Source organism: Allobosea sp. GW822-FHT03F07, from assembly GCF_058801345.1.
Genome location: NZ_JBXAND010000005.1, coordinates 195,003 through 216,122, shown reverse-complemented (window position 1 = coordinate 216,122; position 21,120 = coordinate 195,003). Strand labels below are relative to the sequence as shown.

The window sequence follows — 21,120 nt, the reverse complement described above, 5'->3', positions numbered from 1 at the left end:
CGATGGCGATCGCCGATCTCAACCTCGAGCAGCGCGCCCGCAGCCCGGAGGGCTTCGGTGCCTGGCTGGGGCGGCGCGGCACGGCCTTCTGGGTCGTAGGCGTCCTGCTCCTGGCGATGCCGGCGATCGCGAGCCCGTTCTGGCTCGTCCAGATCATCGCCTATTCGATGATCCTCGGCCTCGTGGCCCTGAGCCTGATGTTCCTCGCCGGCTATGGCGGCATCGTCAGCCTGGTGCAGATGACGGTGGCGGGCTTCGCCGGTTACCTCGTCGCGATCCTCGGCGACAGCGCGATCTCGCAGATCAGCCTGCATTGGCCGTGGTGGATGGTCGCGCCGATCGCGATCCTGGTCGCGACCCTGTTCGGCACGCTGAGCGGGGCGCTCTCGGTCCGTACCGAGGGCATCTACACGATCATGATCACGCTCGCGATCGCCTCGGCCTTCTACTACCTGACGCTGCAGAACTACACGGTCTTCAACGGCTTCAGCGGCTTCAACGGGGTCAAGCCGCCGGTCTTCCTCGGCGTCGACTGGGGCCAGAACCTGCCCTTCTACTATCTGACCCTGGCCTGTTCGGCCCTGGCCTATGGCGCCGTGATCTATGTCTCGCGGGCGCCTTTCGGCCTCGCTCTGCAGGGCGTGCGCGACAATCCGCGCCGGATGGCGGCGCTGGGCTTCGATGTGGTCGCGCACCGCATCGCAGCCTATAGCTTCGCGTCCTTCATAGCGGCCTGCGCGGGGGTGCTGCTGGTCTGGTATCAGCGCCAGATCTCGCCCGGCACGGCGGGCGTCGGGCCCGTCGTCGACGTGCTGATCATCGCCGTCGTCGGCGGGCTCAGCCGCCCGATCGGGCCCTTCATCGGCGCGCTGGTCTATGTGCTGCTGCGGACCTTCTCGCTCGACATGCTCGAAGGCGTCGGCCTCGACGGCAAGCGCTACCAGTTGCTGATCGGCCTCGGATTTCTCGTCATCGTGCTGTTCTCGCCGGACGGGCTGATCGGCATCTGGCAGCGGCTGCGCGAGCGCTATCGCCGGGGCAGCGACGCCCGCGACGCCGGCATGCGCGTCGGCGGAGGTGTGCCATGAGCGCGATCGCGGCACGAGAGGGGCTGGCGTCGGCCGGCTCGGCGAACGCGCTGGAACTGCGCGGCGTCTCGCGGCTGTTCGGCGCGCTGGCTGCGCTCTCCGACATCACGCTTTCGGTGCGGCCGGGCGAGCGGCGCGCAGTGCTGGGCTCGAACGGCGCCGGCAAGACGACCCTGTTCAACTGCATCACCGGGGATTTCGCGCCGAGCACCGGCATCATCCGCTTCTTCGGCGAGGACGTCACGGCCTTTCCGCCGCAGGAGCGGATCAGGCGGGGCCTGCGCCGCACCTACCAGATCTCCTCGCTGTTCACGGGCCTCTCGGTCCTCGACAATGTCTATCTCGCCTGCCGGGGCGTCTCGCGGAACCGCTTCTCGCTGCTGCGGCCGCGCCAGGACGATGCGCTCGTCCATGCGGCCGAGGGGCTGGTCGAGGCCGTGCATCTCACGGGCGTCAAGGAGCGGCTGGTCGGCGAACTCGCCTATGGCCAGCAGCGCCAGCTTGAGATCGCGCTCGCGCTCTCCGGCGCGCCGCGCTTCATCCTGTTCGACGAGCCGGCCGCGGGCCTCTCGCCGACGGAGCGGCGCGACCTCGTCCATATCCTGACCTCGCTGCCGGGCCATATCGGCTACATCGTCATCGAGCACGACATGGATGTCGCGCTGCGCGTCGTCGAGAGCGTGACGATGATGCACAACGGCCGCATCTTCAAGGAAGGGCGTCCGGACGAGATCGAGTCCGATCCCGAGGTTCAGGAACTCTATCTCGGAGGCGCTCATGGCTGAGCGCCTGAAAGCGCCACCGGCGGCCGGCATGCCGATCCTGCAGATCGCCGGCCTCAACGTGTTCTACGGACGCTCGCATGCGCTGCAGGGCGTCGATCTCACGCTGCATAGCGGCGTCCTCTCCGTCGTCGGCCGCAACGGCATGGGCAAGACGACCATGTGCAAGGCGATCATGGGGCTGGTGCCGATCAGCTCGGGCTCGATCCGCTTCTTCGGCGAGGAGATCGCGGGTCGCTCGCCGGCCGAGGTCGCAAGGCTCGGCATCGGCTATGTTCCGCAGGGCCGCCGGCTCTGGCGCTCGCTGACGGTGGACGAGCACTTAAGGCTGATGCAGCGCGGCAAACGCGGCGCCTGGACGCCTGAACGCGTCTACGAGGCCTTTCCGCGCCTCGCCGAACGGCGCAACAATGGCGGCGCGCAGCTTTCCGGCGGTGAGCAGCAGATGCTCGCGATCGGCCGCGCGCTTCTGCTGAATCCGCGCCTGCTGGTCATGGACGAGCCGACCGAGGGGCTGGCGCCCGTCATCGTCGCGCATGTCGAGGAGATGCTGGTCCGGCTCGCCGAGCAGGGCGATGTCGCGATCCTGGTGATCGAGCAGAACATCGGCGTCGCCACGCAGATGTCCGATCCGGTCGCGATCATGGTCAATGGCCGGGTCAACCGCATCATTGCCTCGGCGACGCTGGCGGGCGACCGCGAATTGCAGCAGCGCCTGCTCGGCGTCGGCCGCCACGGCCATGACGAGACCGATGCCGCGCAGGGGCTTGCGAGCGGCGAGGGCGTTGCCGCACGGCCCGTGCCGGTGGCTCCTGTCGGCCCGACGCGGATCTACAACGCCAACCCGGTCATCCCGACACGCTGGTCGCAACCCATCCCGGCGGCGCGGATCGAGGCGCAGGCCCGCACGGTCTCTCGCCCGACGCTGGCGACGCGCAATGGCGAGCCCGTGGGCGCGATCCGCCCGCTCGCTGCTGCGACCGCCGGTGAGCCCTATGTCGTGATCGCGGGGACGCTCGACACCAAGGGCGAGGAGCTGCGCTATATCCGCGACCTGATCCGGGCCGAAGGGCTGCGGACACGGCTGGTCGATCTCTCGACCTCCGGGCGAAGTGCCGGTGGCGACGTGTCGCCCCAGCAGGTCGCGCTCGCTTCGGCCCGGGGCTCGACCGGTATCGCCTCGGGCGATCGCAGCACGGCGGTCGCGGCGATGACGGAAGCCTTCGCCGCCTGGCTGCCGCGGCAGGAGGGCGTGCTCGGCATCATCTCCGCCGGCGGCTCGGGCGCGACCGCGATGGTCACGCCGGCGATGCAGGCTTTGCCGGTAGGACTGCCGAAGCTGATGATCTCGACCATGGCCTCCGGCAATGTCCGCGCCTATGTCGGCGCGAGCGACATCACGATGATGCATGCCGTGACGGACGTGCAGGGGCTGAACCGCGTCTCGCGCCTCGTGCTCGGCAATGGCGCGCGTGCGATCGCCGCGATGGCCAAGGCGCGGCTGGCGGAACTCAGGCGCGAGAGCGGCCCGCGCCGGGGCGAGCCCGAGAAGCCGCTGGTCGGGCTGACCATGTTCGGCGTCACGACCCCTTGCGTGCAGCAGGTCGCCAAGCTGCTGGAGGCGGAGTGGGAGCCGCTCGTCTTCCACGCGACCGGGACCGGCGGGCAGTCGATGGAGAAGCTGGTCGATTCCGGCCTCATTGGCGCGGTGATCGACGTCTCCACGACCGAGATCTGCGACATGATGATGGGCGGTTTCCTGCCGGCGACGGAGGACCGCTTCGGCGCGGTCATCCGCAGGCGCATTCCCTATGTCGGCTCGGTCGGCGCGCTCGACATGGTCAATTTCTTCGCGCCCGAGACGGTTCCGGAGCGCTACCGCAATCGCAAGCTCTATCCGCACAACCCGCAGATCACGCTGATGCGGACCACGCCGGAGGAGAATGCGCGGATGGGTCGCTGGATCGGCGAGCGGCTGAACCAGATGGAGGGTCAGGTGCGGTTCCTCGTCCCGGAGCTCGGCGTTTCTGCACTCGATGCGTCCGGCCAGGCCTTCCACGATCCAGCCGCCGATGCGGCGCTCTTCCAGGCGCTGGAGCAGACGGTGCGGACGAGCCCAAACCGGCAGCTGATCCGCCTGCCGCTCCACATCAATGACCCCGCCTTCGCCGCCGCGTTGGTGCAGCATTTCCGCTCGCTGCATGCCGGGCGCCGGCGCGAGCGAGCCGGGGGAGGCAGGCCATGACCGCGTTCGACAAGAAGAGCTTGCTCGAGCGTTTCAGGGCGATGATCGCTGCGGGCGAGCCGATCGTCGGTGGCGGGGCGGGGACGGGGCTTTCCGCCAAATGCGAGGAGGCCGGCGGGATCGACCTCATCGTGATCTACAATTCCGGGCGCTATCGCATGGCGGGGCGCGGCTCGCTTTCCGGACTGATGCCCTATGGCGACGCCAACGCCATCGTCATGGAGATGGCGGCCGAGGTGCTGCCGGTGGTGAAGGCGACGCCGGTGATCGCGGGCGTCTGCGGCACCGACCCGTTCCGGCGCATGGACGTCTTCCTCGACGAGGTGAAGCGGACCGGTTTCGCCGGCATCCAGAACTTCCCGACGGTCGGGCTGATCGACGGCGTCTTTCGCAAGAACCTCGAAGAGACCGGCATGGGTTACGGACTCGAGGTCGAGATGGTTGCGCTGGCCAACGCCAAGGGCCTGCTGACGACGCCTTACGTCTTCTGCGAGGAGGATGCGCGGGCCATGGCCAAGGCCGGCGCCGACATCACCGTCTGTCATCTCGGCCTGACGACCGGCGGCTCGATCGGCGCCGAGACGGCGCTGAAGCTCGCCGACTGCCCGGCGCTGGTCGACGCCTGGGCGGCCGCCGCGCTCGAGGTCAAGAAGGACGCGATCATCCTCGTCCATGGCGGGCCGGTCGCCGAGCCGGCCGATGCCGATTTCATCATGAAGAACACGAAGCATTGCCACGGCTTCTACGGGGCGTCCTCGATGGAGCGGCTGCCGGTCGAGGTCGCGATCCGCGACCAGACGCGCGCCTTCAAGCGGATCGGGCGAGCGGCCGCAACGAGCAAGACCAAGACGACGAAGCCGGCGGCCAAGACCGGCAAGGCGAAGTGACCCGAAGGACGGGTGGGAGGATGAGGACATGACAGGTCAACTGATCGGATCGCTGATCCTCTGGCTGATCGTGGCGGTGATCGTCATCGCCATCGTCGTCTATCTGGTGAACTGGCTCTATCGCCGCTCGTCGAAGGAAGTCTCCTTCGTCCGCACCGGGCTCTTCGGCGAAAGGGTCGTGATCAATGGCGGCGCCTTCGTGCTGCCGATCATCCACGACGTCACGCCGGTCAACATGAACGTGCTGCAGCTCGCGGTGACGCGCGCCAATAACGATGCGCTGATCACCCGCGACCGCATGCGCGTCGACATCGACGCCGAGTTCTATGTCCGGGTCCGGCCGCAGCGGGAATCTGTCTCGGTCGCCGCCGCGACGCTCGGCCGGCGCACGCTCCAGCCGGATCAACTCAATGCGCTGCTCTCCGGCAAGTTCATCTCGGCCCTGCGCACCGTCGCCTCCGAGATGACGATGGAGGAAATGCACGAGCAGCGTGGGACTTATGTCCAGCGTGTCAAGGACGCCGCCGCCGAGGCGCTCGACCAGAACGGCCTCGTGCTGGAATCCGTCGCGCTGACCGATCTCGACCAGACCGACCTGCAATTCTTCAACCCGTCCAACCGTTTCGATGCGGCGGGTCTGACGCGGATCATCGAGGAGATCGAGGACAAGCGGAAGCTGCGCAACGACATCGAGCAGGAGGCGATGATCCGCATCCGCACCCGCAATCTCGAAGCCGAGCGACAGGCGCTCGACATCGAGCGCGACAGCGAGGCGGCACGGCTCGAGCAGCAGCGCGAGATCGAGATCAAGCGCGCCGTGCAGCGCGCCGAGGTGGCGCGCGAGCGGGCGGCCCGCGACACCGAGGCCGAGCAGGCGCTGATCCTCTCGCGCGAGGAGATCGAGAAGTCGCGCATCGCCAATGAGCGCGCGATCAGCGAAGCGCGCATCGCCTCCGAACGCGACATCCGCCAGCAGGAGATCGCGCGGACCCAGGCCGTCGAGGAGGCCGAGATCGCGGCGCACGAGACCGTCGAGAAGGCGCGCATCGCCAATGAGCAGGCGATCAACGCGGCCCGGATCGCCTCCGAGCGCGAGATCCGCCAGAAGGAGATCGAGCGCGCCAAGGTGCTGGAAGCCGCCGAGATCGCCGCCCGCGAGGCGACCGAGAAGGCGCGCATCCTGCAGGAGACGGCGGTCAGCGCCGAGCGCATCGCCCGCGAGCAGGAGGTGCGCAACCGCGAGATCGAGCGCACGCGCACGCTCGACCAGGAAGACATCGCGGCGCGCGAGGCCGTCGAGACTGCCCGGATCGCCCAGGACGAACGGGTCCGCGCGCTCGGCATCGCCCGCAACCGGGCGCTCGACGAGGCCGAAATCGCCGCCCGCGAGGCGATCGAAAAGGCGCGCATCGCCCAGGAGAAGGCGATCATCGCCGACCGCATCGCCCTCGACCAGCGCAAGAGCCTGCTCGAGATCGGGCGCACGGAAGCGGTCGAAGCAGCGGAGATCGCGGCGCGCGAGAGCGTCGAGAAGGCGCGCATCGCACAGGAGCGTGTCGTCTCCAGCGAGCGCATCCGCCGCGACGAGGAGATCCGCAATCTCGAGATCATCCGCAACCAGGCGATCGATACCGCGGAGATCTCCGCCCGCGAGGCGACGGAGGCTGCCCGCATCGCACAGGAGAAGGCGCTGGCCGCCGAGCGCATCGCGGCCGACCTCGCGACGAAGGAACTCGAGATCAAGCGAGCCGCCGATCTCGATGCCGCGGAGCTGAAGCGCCGCGACAGCGTCGAGCGCCAGCGCATCACGACCGAACTTGGCCTGGAGATCGAGCGCATCGACTCCAGCAAGACCCGCGAGATGCAGCAGATCGCCCAGAAGCGGGAGGTCGAGGTCGCGGAGGAGGAGCGGGCGATCGCGATCGCCGCGAAGAAGGTCGAGCGGACGGATGCCGACAAGGCGCTGCGTCAGGCCGAGATCACGGCGCGCCAACAGGTCGAGACGGTCGATATCGGCCGCGAGCAGGCGCTCGAAGCGGTGCGGATCGAGCGGCGGCGGGCGCTGGAGCAGTTGGAAATAGCGCGCAACCAATCGCTGCAGGAGGCGCAGATCGCCTCTAATGAGGAGGTCGAGCGGGCGCGAATCTCCTCCGATCGCGGGCTCGACGAGGCTCGTGTCGGCCGGCAGCGCGAATTGCGCAAGCTCGAAATCGAGCGCGAGCGCGAGGTCGAGAGCGCCGCGATGGACAAGGCGATCGCGCTCTACGCCAAGTCGCTGGAGGAATCCGCGGCACAGGCCAATGCCGAAATCGCCCGCGGCAAGGCGGTCGAGGCCGAGGAGCAGGTCAAGACCATCCGCGAGAGTGAGGGAGCGCGGCGGCGCAAGACCGTCGAGGTCCTGCTTGCCGAGAAGGCGGCGGAGGAATCGCGCATCGCCGCCGAGGCCGACAAGATCCGCAAGGCGGTCGATGCCGAGGCGCAGAAGCTGCTCTACGAGGCCGAGAACGTGCTCAGCGACGGCGCCCGCTACGGGCTGTTCCGGCGGCGGCTGCTCGACCGGATCGAGGGCATCGTGCGCGAGAGCGTCAAGCCGATGGAGAAGATCGAGGGCATCCGCATCCTCCATGTCGATGGCCTGGCAGGCGGAGGCGGCAGTGCCAGCGGGGCGGGCGGCGCGGCGCGCTCGCCCACCGACGAGGTGATCGAATCCGCGCTGCGCTACCGCGTGCAGGCGCCGATGATCGACCAGGTGCTGAAGGAGATCGGCATCGAGGGCGGCAACCTCGCCAAGATGGGCGGGCTGATGCGCGAGGCCTCCGACATGCAACGCGTCGCCAAGGAGGCGCAGCCGGCCAAGCCCAAGGGCGACAGCGGCGGCAAGCCTGGCGGCGACGGCACGCCCGAGACGAAGGCTTGAGGACAACACATCATGGCCCGCGTCTATGTTTCCAGCGTCATCGCCGCTCCCGCCGCCAAGGTCTGGGCCCGCGTGCGCGATTTCAACGGCCTGCCGAACTGGCATCCGCGCATCGCCGAGAGCCGCATCGAGAACGGCGATCCGGCCGACAAGGTCGGCTGCATCCGCGCCTTCAGCCTGCGCAGCGGCGACAGGCTGCGTGAGCAGCTCCTCGGCCTGTCGGATTACGACATGTTCTGCACCTATTCGATCTTGGATTCGCCGATGCCGCTGACGAACTATGTCGCGACGCTCCGGCTGACGCCGATCACCGATCAGGAGCGAACCTTCATCGAATGGTCGGCCGATTTCGACTGCGCGCCTGAGCGCGAGGCCGAGCTGGTCGAGGGGATCGGCACGAATGTCTTCCAGGGCGGGTTCGACGCGCTGAAGCGCGCATTCGGGGGATGAGGCCATGCCTCACGTCGTCCGCAGCACCATCATCGATGCGCCCGTGGACCGGCTCTGGTCGATCCTGCGCGATTTCAACGGCCATGATCGCTGGCACCCGATCGTGGCGCGAAGCGAGATCGAGCGCGGACATCCTTCCGACCGGATCGGCTGCGTGCGGCGCTTCTGGCTGCAGGACGGCAGCGAGCTGCGCGAGCAGCTTCTCACCCTGTCGGACCTCGAAATGACCTTCAGCTACTGCCTGCTCGACACGCCGATCCCGCTCTTCAACTACGTCGCCCATGTCCGGCTGCTGCCTGTCACGGACGGCAATCGCGCCTTCTGGCACTGGGAGAGCCGCTTCACCACGCCGCCCGGCCGCGAGGAGGAACTCGCCCGCATCGTCGGCGACGAGGTCTACACCAACGGCATCGAGGCGGTGCGCCGCCTGCCGGAACTGGCCGGGGAGGGCGTCTGACATGCTGGCTGTGAGAAGCTGCGCGACGATGGCCGAGGCCGCCGGAATCCTCTCAGGGGATCGCCACTGCGTGCTGATCGGCGGTGGCACGCTGGTGATGCGTGACGTCAATGAGGGACGACTGACCGAGGGCACCCTGGTGCGCGTCACCGATCCCGCCTTCCGGCAGGTGAAAGCAGGTGGCGGGCGTATCGAACTCGGCGCCGGCGTCACCATGGCGCAGATCCTGGTGAGCCGGGAACTCGCCTTCCTGCATCCGGCCGCGCGCGCCATCGGCGGGCCGGCGATCCGCAACATGGCGAGCGTCGGCGGCAACCTCTTCGCGCCCTGTCCCTATGGCGACTTCACCGTGGCGCTGCTTGCGCTCGACGCGCAGGTCGTGCTGCAGGCCGGCTACGGCGCAGGCCGGGCTGTGCCGCTCGACGAATTCCTCGCCGGGCGCGACCGCGCCACGGCGCCGGGGCTCATCGCCGGCGTCCAGTTCTCGCGGCCGGCCAATGCGGGCGAGTTCCTTTTCCGCAAGATCAGCCGGGTGAAGCCCAAGGGTATCTCCGTGCTCTCGATCGCCGCCCATCTGCCGGCGCAGGCCGGGCGGATCATGCAGCCGCGCATCGCCTATGGCGCGATGGCGCCGGCGCCGATCCGGGCGCGGGGCGTGGAGAGGGCGCTGGAGGGCAAGTCCCTCAATGGAACGGCGCTCGATGCCGCCGCGATCCAGGCCGCGAAGCAGGCGGCGCTCGAAGGCTGCCAGCCCGCCACCGATGCGATCGCGAGCGAGTGGTATCGCCGCGAGGTGCTGCCCATCCATCTCGGCCGGCTGCTCGCCGGCGAACCCCGCTGAGGAGGCGCGCCATGGCCAAGATCCCGGTCCAGTTCCGCCTGAACGGCTCCGACCGCGCCGCCTTCGTCGATGCGCCGGAGACGCTGCTCAACACGCTCCGGCGCGGGCTCGGCGACTTCTCGCCGAAATATGGCTGCGGGCAGGGCACCTGCGGCGTCTGCACCGTGTTGATCGACGGTGAGCCGCAGCTCTCCTGCCTGACGCTCGCGATCGCCTGCGAGGGCCGCCATGTCGAGACGGCGGCTGGCATGGCGGATGGGCCGAACCTGCACCCGCTGCAGGCGGCCTTCATGGAGCATTTCGCGGCGCAGTGCGGCTTCTGCACGCCGGGCATGCTGACCGCGGCGCGGGCGCTGCTCGAGAAGAACCCGAATCCCAGCCGCGACGAGGTGATCGAGGCGATCAGCGGCAACATCTGCCGCTGCACCGGCTACGAGCCGATCGTCGCGGCCATTCTTTCCGCTGCCGGTTCGCCCGGCGCGCGCCGAGCCTGAAGGAGGTCGCCATGGCCACGATGGAGATGCGCAAGGATATCTTCGCCGACGAGCGCGACGATGATCTCAACGTGATCGGCAAGGGGCTGCAGCGCCAGGACATGCCCGGCCACGTCACCGGGCGGACGCGCTATTTCGACGACCACGCGTTCGACGGGCTGCTTCATCTCAAGGTCGTGCGCAGCCCCCATGCCCATGCCCGCATCCGCTCGATCGACGTTTCCGCCGCCGAGCGGGCGCCGGGCGTCAAGCGCGTGTTGCGCGGCGCAGACGTGCCGGTGAACAAGAACACGCTGCTCAGCCTGATCAATTTCGGCAAGGACGACGAGCCTTCGCTCGCGGTCTACAAGGTCCGCTACAAGGGCGAGCCGGTGGTCGCGATCCTCGCCGACAGCGAGGCGGAGGCGCTGGCGGCGAAGAAACTGGTGCGGATCGACTACGAGCCGCTGCCGGCCGTCTTCGACGTCGAGGAGGCGCTGAAGCCGGGCGCACCGACCGTCAACGAGACCTATCCGGGCAACTACTTCGAATATCACGAGCGCTTCGACCATCAGAAGCTGCGCTTCGGCGATGTCGAGCGCGGCTTCGCCTCGGCCGACATCGTGATGGAGCATCGCTACCAGATGTCGCCGATCGAGCATGCGCCGACCGAGACCAACGGCACCATCGCCGCGCCGGACCAGAACGGGCGCTATCTCGTCCATTCCTGCGCGCAGGGCCTGTTTTTCTCGCTCGACACCACCGCGAAGATCGTCGGCGTGCCCTCGAACAGGCTGCATTTCGTCGGCGGCACGGTCGGTGGCGGCTTCGGCGGCAAGGTCGACTCGCTGACCGAACCTCTCGCCGTGCTGGGCGCGATGCTCACCGGAAAGCCGGTGCGCTTCGTGCTCGATCGCGAGGAGGAGATGCTCTACGGCTCGCCGCGCGGCGCCGAGCGCATCTACATCAAGGACGGGCTGATGCGGGACGGGCGCATCGTTGCCCGATACATCCGCAGCTATTTCGACGCCGGGGCCTATACGCGGCTTTCCAGCTACGCGGCGATCAAGTGCACGGCCCATCTGCCGGGGCCGTACTGGATCCCGAACGTCGCCTCCGACGTCCATGTCGCCTACACCAATCGCTGCCCCTCGACCGCGATGCGCGGCTTCGGCGTTACGGCGGTCGATTTCGCGCTCGAGGTCCAGATGGACCGCCTCGCCGAGGCGGCAAACCTGGACCCGATGGAGTTCCGCATCCTCAACGCCTATCGCGACGGGGACATGAAGCCGCACAGGCGCGCCGCCAAGAACACGGCGCTGGTCGAATGCGTGCAGGTTGCTGCCGAGAAGGCGAACTGGCCGCTCTCCGAACAGGCGAAGCGGCAGACCTCGCATACGGGAGGCGCCGGCGAGCGCGGCCAGATTCCGGCGACGGTGATCGACACGAAAGGCCAGATCGGCCGCCCGGAGACGCGGGCGGGCACGCCGACCCAGACGCTGCCGGCCGGCACGATGCGCATCCCGCTCAGCAAGCAGCCGGTGATGGAGGGGGCGCGGGACGGACGCGCCGCACCGACGCAGGTGCCGCGTTACGAGCCGGCGCGGCCAGGCATGCCGCCGCCGGCTGTGTCACCTGCTGCGGCGCCAGCCTATGCGCCGTCGCCGTATCAGCCGATCAGCAGCCCTGCGGCCGCTGCTCCCACCTACGCGCCGGCGCCGGTTCCGAACGTTCCGCCGGCTCAACCACCGGCCGCTCCAGCACAGACGCAGCATGGCGCGGTGCGGTTTTCATCCGTCTTCGGAACGAGGAGGCGCTGACATGGCCCGTCACGAAGGCCGGGGCATGGCCTCGGTCAATTATCCGATCGGCATGAATCTCGGCGGCGATCCGAGCCAGGCGCTGATCCACTCCAATCCGGAGGGCAAGTTCACCGTCGCGCTCTCGGCGATCGATCTCGGCCAGGGCATGAAGCAGGTCTCGCGGCAGATCGCGGCGGAGACGCTGGGCGTGCCGATCGAGGACGTCTTCGTCGACACCGCCGACAGCGACACCGGCCCTCACGACATGGGCTCCTTCGCCTCGCGCGGCACGCATCGCATGGGCAACGCCATCATCGTCGCGGCGCGCGAGGCGCGCGGCGTGCTGCTGGAGGCGGCGGCCGAGGAGCTGGAGGTCAATGCCGCCGACCTCGTCACCGACGGGCGCGGCAACATCCATGTCCGCGGCGCACCGTCCAAGACAATCACGGTCAAGGCGACGGCGCAGGCGGCGCAGTTCAAGCAGGGCAAGACCATCGCCGGGCGCGGCATCTTCCTGATCCCGCTCTCGGCGGTCGATGCCGAGACCGGCGAGATGAACCCGAACACCGCCTTCGCCCATGCCTGCCTCGTCGCCGATGTCGCGGTCGATGACGAGACCGGCGAGGTCGAGGTGCTCGCCATGACCAGCGCCTATGAGCTCGGCCGCGTCATCAATCCGCGCATGGTCGAGCAGCAGCTCGTCGGCGGCGCCTGGATGGGGATGAGCCACGCGCTCTACGAGACGCCGGAGCCCTATTATCCCAGCATCGAGCACGGCCCGCGCGACTTCAACGAGTATCTGATGCCGGGGCCGGGGGAGATCGCGCCCTATCACGTCACCGTGCTGGAGCGGCCGGCACCGGACGGGCCCTATGGCGGCAAGGGACCGGGCGAGATGTGCGCCAATCCGGTGCTGCCGGCGGTCGCCAACGCGGTCTACAACGCAGTTGGCGTGCGCGTCGACGAATTGCCGATCACGCCGGAGAAGATCCTGCGCGGGATCAAGGCGAATGGCGGCGTCAAGCCGGGGCCGCGTCGCGGCGGCCCGGTGAACTGGCGCTGACGCCATGGCTTTGCGCACCACCGTCGCCGGCATATCGAGCCCCGAGGACCTCGCCCAGGCCCTGACGGCGGCGATGTATCTGGCCGATGACGGCATCGCGACGGCCGGCTACCTATCGCTCGCGCTCGGCAAACCGCTGCTGCTGGAGGGCGCGCCGGGCGTCGGCAAGACGGAAGCCGCCAAGGCGCTCGCCGGTATCCTCGGCCGGCAGCTGATCCGCCTGCAATGCTTCGAGGGCATCGACGCCTCGGCCGCGCTCTACGAGTGGAACTATCCCCGCCAGATGCTCGCCATCAGGCAGGCGCGCGAGGGCGAGCATCTCGACATCTACCGCGACGATTTCCTGATCGAGCGGCCAATGCTGACGGCGCTGCGGCGTCCGGAATCGACCGTACTGCTGATCGACGAAATCGACCGCTCGGACCATGAATTCGAGGCCTTCCTGCTCGAATTCCTCTCCGATTTCTCGATCTCCATCCCCGAGCGCGGCACACTTCGGGCGCCCGAGCGGCCCGTCGTGGTGCTGACCTCGAACCGCACCCGCGAGCTGCATGAGGCGCTGAGAAGGCGCTGCGTCTACCACTACATCGCCTATCCGGAAGCCGAGCGGGAGGCGCAGATCATCATGCTGCGCTCCTCGGCTGTCGCGGAAGGCACGGCGCGCGCGGTCGTCCACGCCGTCGGGTTGCTGCGCCAGGAGCCGCTGGCCAAGCCGCCGGGCGTGGCCGAGGCGGTCGACTGGGCGGAGGCTGCGACCGCGCTGGCGCAGAGCGGCGCGCCCTGGCCCGAGGCCTTCCGTCGCTCGCTCGGCACCGCGATCAAGGACGAGGAGGACCTCGCCCACTTGCGCCCGCGCCTGCCGCTGTTCATCCCGGGGCTGGCGGCATGATCGCGCCCCTTCCTCCTGCCGCACGCTTGTTCGTCTCGTTTCCGGCGCTGCTGCGCGAGCATGGGCTGGCGGTTGCGCCTGAGCAGACCGTCTCCTTCCTCGCCGCGATCGAACTGCTCGGGCCGCGCAGCCTCGAGCAGGTCCGCAAGGCGGCGGTCGCGACGCTCGCGCCCCATCCGGAGCAGCGAGAGCTGTTCGACGCGTTGTTCGACGCGCATTTCCTCGGCGCGCTCTTCGAGCCGGGCGACGAGGATTTCGCCCCCGACGACGAGATGTCGGTGCAGGAGGACAGCGGCTCCCGCGAGGTGCTGCTGGGCGAGGAGATCAACGAGACCGGGCAGGCGGCGACCGGCGCGGAGGCACTGTCCGTCCGCATGTTGAAGCCGCTCGACGAGAACGATACCCTGCGCCGCTTCGGCCGGGCGCTGCCCGAGGCGCTGCCGCGCCGGCGCGGCTATCGCCACCGCCCGGCGCGACGCGGCGCGACGGTCGATCTCGCGGGCAGCATGCGCGACGCCATCCGCCATGATGGCGAGGTGATGAGCCTGAAGAAGCTGCGCCGCGTGACGCGGCCGCGGCCGATCCTGCTGCTGATCGACGTCTCCGGTTCGATGAAGCAGCGCAGCGACGCCAATCTCGCGCTCACCCATACCATCGTGCAGTCAGCACCTTATTCGGAGGTCTTCACCTTCGGGACGAGATTGACGCGCGTCACCAAGGCGCTCAGGCGCAAGCGCCGCGAACAGGCGCTGGCGGAGGCCGCCGGACTCGTGGCCGACTGGGACGGCGGCACGCGCATCGGCGATGCGCTGCAGGCGTTTCTCGCCGTGCCGCGCTTTGCGTCCTATGCGCGCGGCGCGGTCGTCGTCGTGATCTCGGATGGGCTGGAACGAGGCGATCCTTCGGCACTCGTCGCGGCCATTGCGAGGCTCGGCCAGCGCGCGCATCGCATCGACTGGCTGACCCCGCTCGCCGCCGACCCGGCTTTCCGGCCGGAGACCGAGGCGCTGCGGCTGATCGCACCGCATCTCGCCAGCCTCGGCAACGGCGCCAGCACCGCCCGCATCTGCCGGCATATTCTCTCGCTCGGAGGCTTAGCAGCGGCATGACCGGTCTCGTCGATTCCCATTTCCACATCTGGCGGCAGCAGGATCTGCCCTGGCTCGTCGGTCCCATGCAGCCGCGGATATTCGGTCCTTATGAGCCGATCCGCCGCGATTATCCCGTCGCGGAATATCTCGGCGACTGCCGACCGTCCGGCGTCACCGAGGCCGTCTATGTTCAGGCCAACTGGGCGCCGGTACGCTTTCTCGACGAGGTCGACTATGTCTCGCGCGCCTCGGACGAGGCCGGCTTCCCGATCGCGATCGTCGCCTATGTCGACATGCTGGCCGACGACGCCAGGCCCCAGTTCGACGCGCTCGCGCGCAATCCGCGCGTCCGCGGCGTCCGGATGCAGCTCCATTGGCACGAGAACGCGCTCTATCGCTTCGCCAGCGGGCCGGAGCTGGCGCGTGACCCGCGCCTCGTCGCCAATGTCGGCCGGCTCGCCGATTACGGCTTCAGCTTCGATCTCCAGGTCTTCGCCGGCCAGATGGCGGGGGCTGCCGATCTCGCAGCCGCCTGCCCGGGCGTGACCTTTGTCCTGCAGCACGCCGGCATGCTGGAGGATCTGAGCCCCGGCGGCCTCGCGACCTGGCGCGCCGGCATGACGCTGCTCGCGAGCCAGCCCAACATCGTCAGCAAGCTTTCCGGCCTCGGCACCTTCCTGCACCGCAACGACGACTCGCATATCCGCCTCGTCGCCGTGCAGACGCTGGCGCTGTTCGGCGCCGAGCGCTGCCTGTTCGGTTCGAATTTCCCGATCGAGAAGCTCTGGACGACCTATCCGGAGCTGATCGCGGCGCATCTCGCGGCCGTGCCGGAAGAGGCTCATCAGGCCGTGTTCAACGAAACCGCGCGGCGGGTCTACCGCCTGCAGCAAGGCTGAGGGAGAGACGCATGCCGCTCGAAATCAAGATCCTCGACTATGGCGATATCGAGCTGGAGGCGAGCTTCCTCGTGCTCGGGCGCGATTGCGGACGGACGCGGCGCGTGCCGACCTATGGCTTCCTGATCCTCGGCGGTCCCTGGCCGGTGGTGGTCGATACCGGCTACCGCCACAACCAGATCATGGAGAGCTTGGGCATGCGCGGCCTCCAGTTCCACGAGAACATGATCGAGAACCAGCTTGCCCGGCACGGCGTGAGGATGGGCGACGTGCGCTATGTCATGCACACCCATCTCCATATCGACCATGCCGGGAAGGACGAGCTCTTTCCGATGAACACCACCGTGATCGTCAACCGCCGCGAGCTGGAATATTCGGTTTCGGGGCTGATGCACCCGCAATATCCGGCGCCCGACATCAAGCACCTGATCGACCGGCTGCACACGCGCGACGCGCTGCGCTTCGAGGATCTGGAGCTGTCGGGGATGATCGAGCTCTTCCCCGGCTGCTACCTGGAGGCGGCCGGCGCCCATACCGAGGGCTCGATGAACGTCCATGTCGATACGGCTGAGGGCCGGGCGATCATCTGCGGCGACGTGATCTACGACTTCAACGACCAGATCGTGACGCCCTTCCACGAGCTGCACGCCAACGAGCCGCGCACCACCGGCAATCACGGCGTCTCGAAGCGCGAGGAGAAGGCTGCGATCAAGAAGCTGCTGGCGAATGGGACATTCCTGCTCCCCGTGCATGACAAGCCGGCTAAGATTGCCCATGGCCAGGTCATCGGCCGCATGGACATGGCGGTGCCCGGCCCGGTGGTGCAGTCGCTGCCGGCGCGCAACTGGTTCGCGGCCTGAGCGGAGCCGGCGCCATGACCACCCACACCGCCGTCCAACCGCAATTCGCCGAGCTGGTCGACCTCTGGGCGCCGGTTCGGCAGCTCGGAAGCGGTTTCGAATTCTGCGAGGGGCCGGTCTGGCACCCGCATGAGCAGTATCTGCTGTTCTCGGACATGCCGGGCGATGTGCGCCGGCGTTGGGACCGCAGCGGTGTGCGCGAGGTGAGGCGCCCGGCGAACAAGTGCAACGGCATGACCTATGATGCCGAGCTGAACCTCATCGTCTGCGAGCATGCCACATCGAGCCTCGTCCGCGAGCATCCGGACGGCCGGCGCGAGGTTCTGGCGTCGCATTTCGAGGGCGTGGAGCTCAACAGCCCCAACGACGTGGTCGTGAAGTCGGACGGGTCGATCTATTTCTCCGACCCCTGGTACGGCCGCATGCCGGTCTTTGGCGTCGAGCGGCCGCGCCAGCTGGGTTTCCAGGGAGTCTACCGTATCCCGCCGGGGGGCGGGGAACCACAGCTCCTGGTCGACCGCTATCTCTTCGACCAGCCGAACGGACTCTGCTTCTGCCCGACGGAGGACCGGCTCTTCGTCAACGACACGGTCCAGTGCAATATCCGCGTCTTCGACATCCTGCCCGATGGGCGGCTGGGCGCTCCGCGGCTCTTCGCCTCCGGCATCGTCGGGGCCGAGCCCGGCGTCCCGGATGGGATGAAATGCGATGCACAGGGCAATGTCTGGGTCTGCGGCCCCGGTGGCGTCTGGGTCTATACGATCAAGGGCGAGCTGATCGGCAAGTTGCGCGTGCCGGAACTGGTCGGCAATCTCGCCTGGGGCGGGCCGGACTGGCGCACGCTCTTCCTGACCGCGAGCCATTCGCTCTATGCCGTCGAAACCAAGGTGGGACCACGGCGCGAGCCCTTCATGACGGCACGCGGGGCTGCGAGCATGCGCGGCAGCGTCAATGCGCAGCCGGCCGCCGCGGTCGCGCGCAATGGCGCGAACAAGGCCGCTCCCGGTTACCGGCTGGAGGCCTCACGCTGCGCATTGCTGATCCAGGACATGCAGAACGACGTGGTGATGGAGGGCGGCGCCTTCGCCGCCTCGGGCTCGCCGGCGCATTGCAAGGAGCAGAACGCGATCGGCAATGCGGCCCGGCTGGCTGAAGCCGCGCGGGCGCGCGGCATTCCCGTGATCCATGTCTGGTTTATCGTCGAGAAGGGCGCGCCGGGCGTGACGATGAACGCTCCGCTCTTCGAGGGGCTAGCCGACGCCAATGCTCTGGTGCGCGGCACATGGGGCGCGGCGCCCGTGCCGGGGCTGGAGGCGCAGGGTGGCGACCATGTCGTCGAGAAGCAGCGCATGAGCGCATGGGAGGGCACACGGCTGGAGACCGTGCTCAAGGCGCTCGGCCGCGACATCGTCATCGTCACCGGCGCCTGGACCAACATGTCGATCGAGCACACGGCGCGAACCGGTGCCGACAAGGGCTATTTCATGATCGTGCCCGAGGACGCCTGCTCGACGATGAACGCCGAATGGCACACGGCGTCCATCAACTACGCGCTGCAGAACGTGGCCGTTGTGACCGATGTCGATGCGGTGATCGACGCTACCGGAGGGTGAGGCCGGCCGCGACGCCGTGCCGGGTTCGCCCTACACACCCTCGACAATGCGGATGTCGCGCTCGGCTCCGTTGCCGAGCAAGGCGAGCGCTTCCTGATAGGCTGGGCTGTCATGGGTGGCCTTGGCCTGCTCGACGCTGTCGAACTCGATGACGACTGTGCGCTGCTGAAGGCCGGCTTCGTAGACGAGCGCGGGCAGGCCGCGTGCGAGGAAGCGGCCACCGCCCGCGACGATCGCCGGGCCGCCGATTTTCGCATAGGCCGCCAGCGCGTCCGGATCGCTGACGGAACGATAGGTGCCGACCCAATAGGCTTTGGCCATGATGTTTCCTCCTTGGTTGATCGGATCCATGTGTCGCCCGCCGCTCAGCTGGCGGCTGGCGGCTCGAAGGCGTTGATCGGCGGCAGATTGCCGTCGAAGCGTTCGACCTGCACCGTCGTGAGCTGGCCGGTGCAGCCCTGGGCCAGCGCCGAGGTGCCGATATCGCGCGTCAGCACGTTCGGATTCCCGTGCACGCAGAGCGGCTTGTCCTCGCTGGGATCGACGGGGTCGTACCAGGCGCCGGTCGGGAGCTGAATGACGCCGGGCCGGATGCCGTCGGTTAGCACGACTCCGGCGAGGCAGGCGCCGCGCTCATTGTAGAGCCGGATGATGTCGCCATCGGAGATGCCGCGAGCGGCGGCGTCATCGGGATGCATCCGCGCGACCTCGCGGCCGCGATGCTTGGCGCCGCCGCTATGGCCGCCGAAGTCGAACTGGCTGTGCAGGCGGGTGCGCGGCTGGTTGGCGACCAGCACGTAGGGCGTCGCCGGATCGGGGATATTGGTCGGGCCGAGCCAGGTCGGGTGGCCGGGGCAGTCGGCCTCGCCGAAGCTCGCGATCGTCTCGCTGAAGATCTCGAGCTTGCCGCTGGGCGTCGGCAGCGGCTTGCCCTCCGGATCGTCGCGGAAGGCGCGCAGCCGGCCGCCATCGTCGGGCAGCTGCGGCACGATGTAGCCCTCGCTGCGCCAGAACTCGGCGAAGCTCGGCGCCGGCAGGCCCTTGGCGGCGAGACCCTCGCGGGTCGGCTCCCAGAGATATTCGAGCCATTCGCGCACGCTGCGGCCTTCGGTGAAGGCTTCACGCGCGCCGAGGCGCTCGGCGAGGTCGGCGAAGATGGCGTAATCGTCGCGGGCCTCGCCATAGGCAGGCACGACCGGGTGCATCGGCACCAGCAGCGGGTCGTTCGAGCTGCCCCCGATATCCTCGCGTTCCAGCGTCATGGTGCATGGAAGGACGATATCGGCATGACGAGCCGTCGCCGTCCAGGCGAGTTCGTGGACAACCAGCGTGTCGAGCCGGGCGAAGGCCTGCCGCAGGCGGTTCAGGTCCTGGTGGTGGTGAAATGGATTGCCGCCGGCCCAGTAGACCAGCTTGATCTCGGGGTAGGTCCGGGTCTGACCGTTATAGCGATAGGTCTCGCCCGGGTTCAGCAGCATGTCGGAGATGCGGGCGACGGGGATGTAATCCGTGACGCCATTCTTGCCCTGCGAGAAGGTCGGCACCGGCACGGCGTTGAAGCGGCGGCCGTAATAGGCGATCGCGCCGAGCGCATAGCCATAGCCGCCGCCGGGCAGGCCGATCTGGCCCAGCGTCGCGGCCAGCACCATGCCCATCCAGACCGGCTGTTCGCCATGTTCGGCGCGCTGCAGCGCATGCGCCACGACGATCAGCGCGCGCTTGCCATGGAGGCGATGCGCCAACGCGACGATCTCGTCGGCGGAAACGCCTGTGACATCGGCAGCCCAGGCGGCATCCTTCGGTTGCCCATCGGTCTCGCCCAGCAGATAGCGCTCGAACACCGGCCAGCCGACGGTGCAGCGATCGAGGAAGTCGCGGTCATGCTTGCCCTCGACGACGAGGGTGTGGACGATGCCCATCATCAGTGCGGTGTCGCTGCCGGGAATGCAGGAGAGCCATTCGGCCTTCGCCTCCTCGGGCAGGTCCGAGCGCAGCGGGCCGACCAGCACGAACTCGCAGCCCCGCTCTGCGGCCCGGCGCATCGCGCCGCGCTCGACATGCTTGCTGACGCTGCCGCCGGCGACCATCGAGTTCTTCAGAGCCATGCCGCCGAAGGCGAGCACGATCTCGCTGTGCTCGGCGATCTGCTCCCAGGAGACGTTGCGCTTGGTCAGATCCTCGTACTCGCCGATGATATGCGGCACCAGCACCTGCGAGGAGCCGGAGGAATAGCTGTTGACCGATTTCACATAGCCGCCGCAGGCGGTGTTGAGGAAGCGGTGGATCTGGCTCTGGGCGTGGTGGAAGCGCCCGGCGCTGGCCCAGCCATAGGAGCCGCCGAAGATCGCGCCCGGCCCGGCGCCGTCCCTGATCCGCTTGAGCTCGCCGCCGAGCAGGTCGAGCGCCTTGTCCCAGGATACAGCGACGAATTCGTCGCGGCCGCGCCGCGCGTCGGCGCCGGGGCCGTTCTCCAGCCAGCCGCGACGCACCATCGGCTGGGCGATGCGGGCGCGGTGACGCAGCGCGGCGGGGAAATTGTCGATGATGCCGTTCGGATCCGGATCGCCCGGATGCGGCTTCACCTCGAGCGCGCCATCCTTCATCCGGGCCGAGAAGACGCCCCAATGCGAGGTGTGGGGGAGGAAGCCGTCCTCGCGGGTATCGTTCGCCATGTCCGCCTGATTCATCCGCTTTCCTCCGGCGAGCCGCCTCGATACCTGCGGTATCGAGGCTTAGCGGCAGCGCTCCCCGTGGTCGATAGTC

18 protein-coding genes are annotated in these 21,120 nt (G+C 68.4%); 16 read left to right on the top strand and 2 right to left on the bottom strand.

The features are described 5' to 3' along the window. Nucleotides 1-2: 2 nt before the first annotated feature. The 16 genes from AC1RMY_RS16630 to AC1RMY_RS16555 are packed head-to-tail and all read left to right on the top strand — an operon-like array spanning nt 3 to nt 18,357. Nucleotides 3-1,088, top strand: coding sequence for a branched-chain amino acid ABC transporter permease (locus tag AC1RMY_RS16630; protein WP_492866335.1), 1,086 nt, complete (start codon nt 3-5; stop codon nt 1,086-1,088). Next, on the top strand, nt 1,085-1,873 hold the full coding sequence (locus tag AC1RMY_RS16625; RefSeq protein WP_492866333.1) for an ABC transporter ATP-binding protein: 789 nt from the start codon (nt 1,085-1,087) through the stop codon (nt 1,871-1,873). Before AC1RMY_RS16630 ends, AC1RMY_RS16625 begins: the two co-directional genes overlap by 4 nt. Continuing rightward, nucleotides 1,866-4,115, top strand: a complete 2,250-nt coding sequence (locus AC1RMY_RS16620) for an ABC transporter permease (RefSeq protein WP_492866331.1) — start codon at nt 1,866-1,868, stop codon at nt 4,113-4,115. The genes AC1RMY_RS16625 and AC1RMY_RS16620 overlap by 8 nt, the downstream gene beginning before the upstream one ends. Next, nucleotides 4,112-5,002, top strand: coding sequence for a phosphoenolpyruvate hydrolase family protein (locus AC1RMY_RS16615; RefSeq protein ID WP_492866329.1), 891 nt, complete (start codon nt 4,112-4,114; stop codon nt 5,000-5,002). Before AC1RMY_RS16620 ends, AC1RMY_RS16615 begins: the two co-directional genes overlap by 4 nt. Nucleotides 5,003-5,030: 28 nt before the next feature. Beyond that, nucleotides 5,031-7,919: a flotillin family protein gene (locus AC1RMY_RS16610; protein ID WP_492866327.1), complete on the top strand. Its 2,889-nt coding sequence runs from the start codon at nt 5,031-5,033 to the stop codon at nt 7,917-7,919. 12 nt (nt 7,920-7,931) lie between these two features. Further along, nucleotides 7,932-8,369 carry an SRPBCC family protein gene (locus AC1RMY_RS16605; RefSeq protein WP_492866325.1) on the top strand — a complete coding sequence of 146 codons (438 nt, stop codon included), beginning with the start codon at nt 7,932-7,934 and terminating at the stop codon, nt 8,367-8,369. Nucleotides 8,370-8,373: 4 nt separating this feature from the next. Continuing rightward, a complete protein-coding gene (locus AC1RMY_RS16600; protein ID WP_492866323.1) occupies nt 8,374-8,826 on the top strand; it encodes an SRPBCC family protein in 453 nt (150 codons plus the stop codon). Nucleotide 8,827: 1 nt separating this feature from the next. Next, nucleotides 8,828-9,667 carry an FAD binding domain-containing protein gene (locus tag AC1RMY_RS16595; RefSeq protein WP_492866321.1) on the top strand — a complete coding sequence of 280 codons (840 nt, stop codon included), beginning with the start codon at nt 8,828-8,830 and terminating at the stop codon, nt 9,665-9,667. A gap of 11 nt (nt 9,668-9,678) precedes the next feature. Then, on the top strand, nt 9,679-10,161 hold the full coding sequence (locus AC1RMY_RS16590; RefSeq protein ID WP_492866319.1) for a (2Fe-2S)-binding protein: 483 nt from the start codon (nt 9,679-9,681) through the stop codon (nt 10,159-10,161). An 11-nt stretch (nt 10,162-10,172) separates the two neighbouring features. Continuing rightward, nucleotides 10,173-11,960, top strand: coding sequence for a xanthine dehydrogenase family protein molybdopterin-binding subunit (locus tag AC1RMY_RS16585; RefSeq protein WP_492866317.1), 1,788 nt, complete (start codon nt 10,173-10,175; stop codon nt 11,958-11,960). Between the two features lies 1 nt (nt 11,961). Further along, nucleotides 11,962-13,005: a xanthine dehydrogenase family protein molybdopterin-binding subunit gene (locus tag AC1RMY_RS16580; RefSeq protein ID WP_492866315.1), complete on the top strand. Its 1,044-nt coding sequence runs from the start codon at nt 11,962-11,964 to the stop codon at nt 13,003-13,005. A gap of 4 nt (nt 13,006-13,009) precedes the next feature. Beyond that, nucleotides 13,010-13,894: an AAA family ATPase gene (locus tag AC1RMY_RS16575; protein WP_492866313.1), complete on the top strand. Its 885-nt coding sequence runs from the start codon at nt 13,010-13,012 to the stop codon at nt 13,892-13,894. After that, a complete protein-coding gene (locus tag AC1RMY_RS16570) occupies nt 13,891-15,003 on the top strand; it encodes a vWA domain-containing protein (RefSeq protein ID WP_492866311.1) in 1,113 nt (370 codons plus the stop codon). The genes AC1RMY_RS16575 and AC1RMY_RS16570 overlap by 4 nt, the downstream gene beginning before the upstream one ends. Then, entirely contained in the window at nt 15,000-15,884 is an 885-nt protein-coding gene (locus AC1RMY_RS16565; protein ID WP_492866309.1) for an amidohydrolase family protein, read from the top strand. The genes AC1RMY_RS16570 and AC1RMY_RS16565 overlap by 4 nt, the downstream gene beginning before the upstream one ends. An 11-nt stretch (nt 15,885-15,895) precedes the next feature. Beyond that, on the top strand, nt 15,896-16,744 hold the full coding sequence (locus AC1RMY_RS16560; RefSeq protein WP_492866307.1) for an N-acyl homoserine lactonase family protein: 849 nt from the start codon (nt 15,896-15,898) through the stop codon (nt 16,742-16,744). A 14-nt stretch (nt 16,745-16,758) separates the two neighbouring features. Next, entirely contained in the window at nt 16,759-18,357 is a 1,599-nt protein-coding gene (locus AC1RMY_RS16555) for an isochorismatase family protein (RefSeq protein WP_492866305.1), read from the top strand. A gap of 30 nt (nt 18,358-18,387) precedes the next feature. On the opposite strand, the gene AC1RMY_RS16550 is transcribed toward AC1RMY_RS16555, so the two are convergent. After that, entirely contained in the window at nt 18,388-18,678 is a 291-nt protein-coding gene (locus tag AC1RMY_RS16550; protein ID WP_492866303.1) for a DUF1330 domain-containing protein, read from the bottom strand. Between the two features lie 44 nt (nt 18,679-18,722). Further along, nucleotides 18,723-21,044, bottom strand: a complete 2,322-nt coding sequence (locus AC1RMY_RS16545; protein ID WP_492866301.1) for a molybdopterin guanine dinucleotide-containing S/N-oxide reductase — start codon at nt 21,042-21,044, stop codon at nt 18,723-18,725. Nucleotides 21,045-21,120: the final 76 nt, after the last annotated feature.

Bases quoted from the DNA above. Each gene is read 5' to 3' on its own strand.
- AC1RMY_RS16630 (WP_492866335.1), top strand. From the start codon at position 3: ATGGCGATCGCCGATCTCAACCTCGAGCAGCGCGCCCGCAGCCCGGAG.
- AC1RMY_RS16625 (WP_492866333.1), top strand. From the start codon at position 1,085: ATGAGCGCGATCGCGGCACGAGAGGGGCTGGCGTCGGCCGGCTCGGCG.
- AC1RMY_RS16620 (WP_492866331.1), top strand. From the start codon at position 1,866: ATGGCTGAGCGCCTGAAAGCGCCACCGGCGGCCGGCATGCCGATCCTG.
- AC1RMY_RS16615 (WP_492866329.1), top strand. From the start codon at position 4,112: ATGACCGCGTTCGACAAGAAGAGCTTGCTCGAGCGTTTCAGGGCGATG.
- AC1RMY_RS16610 (WP_492866327.1), top strand. From the start codon at position 5,031: ATGACAGGTCAACTGATCGGATCGCTGATCCTCTGGCTGATCGTGGCG.
- AC1RMY_RS16605 (WP_492866325.1), top strand. From the start codon at position 7,932: ATGGCCCGCGTCTATGTTTCCAGCGTCATCGCCGCTCCCGCCGCCAAG.
- AC1RMY_RS16600 (WP_492866323.1), top strand. From the start codon at position 8,374: ATGCCTCACGTCGTCCGCAGCACCATCATCGATGCGCCCGTGGACCGG.
- AC1RMY_RS16595 (WP_492866321.1), top strand. From the start codon at position 8,828: ATGCTGGCTGTGAGAAGCTGCGCGACGATGGCCGAGGCCGCCGGAATC.
- AC1RMY_RS16590 (WP_492866319.1), top strand. From the start codon at position 9,679: ATGGCCAAGATCCCGGTCCAGTTCCGCCTGAACGGCTCCGACCGCGCC.
- AC1RMY_RS16585 (WP_492866317.1), top strand. From the start codon at position 10,173: ATGGCCACGATGGAGATGCGCAAGGATATCTTCGCCGACGAGCGCGAC.
- AC1RMY_RS16580 (WP_492866315.1), top strand. From the start codon at position 11,962: ATGGCCCGTCACGAAGGCCGGGGCATGGCCTCGGTCAATTATCCGATC.
- AC1RMY_RS16575 (WP_492866313.1), top strand. From the start codon at position 13,010: ATGGCTTTGCGCACCACCGTCGCCGGCATATCGAGCCCCGAGGACCTC.
- AC1RMY_RS16570 (WP_492866311.1), top strand. From the start codon at position 13,891: ATGATCGCGCCCCTTCCTCCTGCCGCACGCTTGTTCGTCTCGTTTCCG.
- AC1RMY_RS16565 (WP_492866309.1), top strand. From the start codon at position 15,000: ATGACCGGTCTCGTCGATTCCCATTTCCACATCTGGCGGCAGCAGGAT.
- AC1RMY_RS16560 (WP_492866307.1), top strand. From the start codon at position 15,896: ATGCCGCTCGAAATCAAGATCCTCGACTATGGCGATATCGAGCTGGAG.
- AC1RMY_RS16555 (WP_492866305.1), top strand. From the start codon at position 16,759: ATGACCACCCACACCGCCGTCCAACCGCAATTCGCCGAGCTGGTCGAC.
- AC1RMY_RS16550 (WP_492866303.1), bottom strand. From the start codon at position 18,678: ATGGCCAAAGCCTATTGGGTCGGCACCTATCGTTCCGTCAGCGATCCG.
- AC1RMY_RS16545 (WP_492866301.1), bottom strand. From the start codon at position 21,044: ATGAATCAGGCGGACATGGCGAACGATACCCGCGAGGACGGCTTCCTC.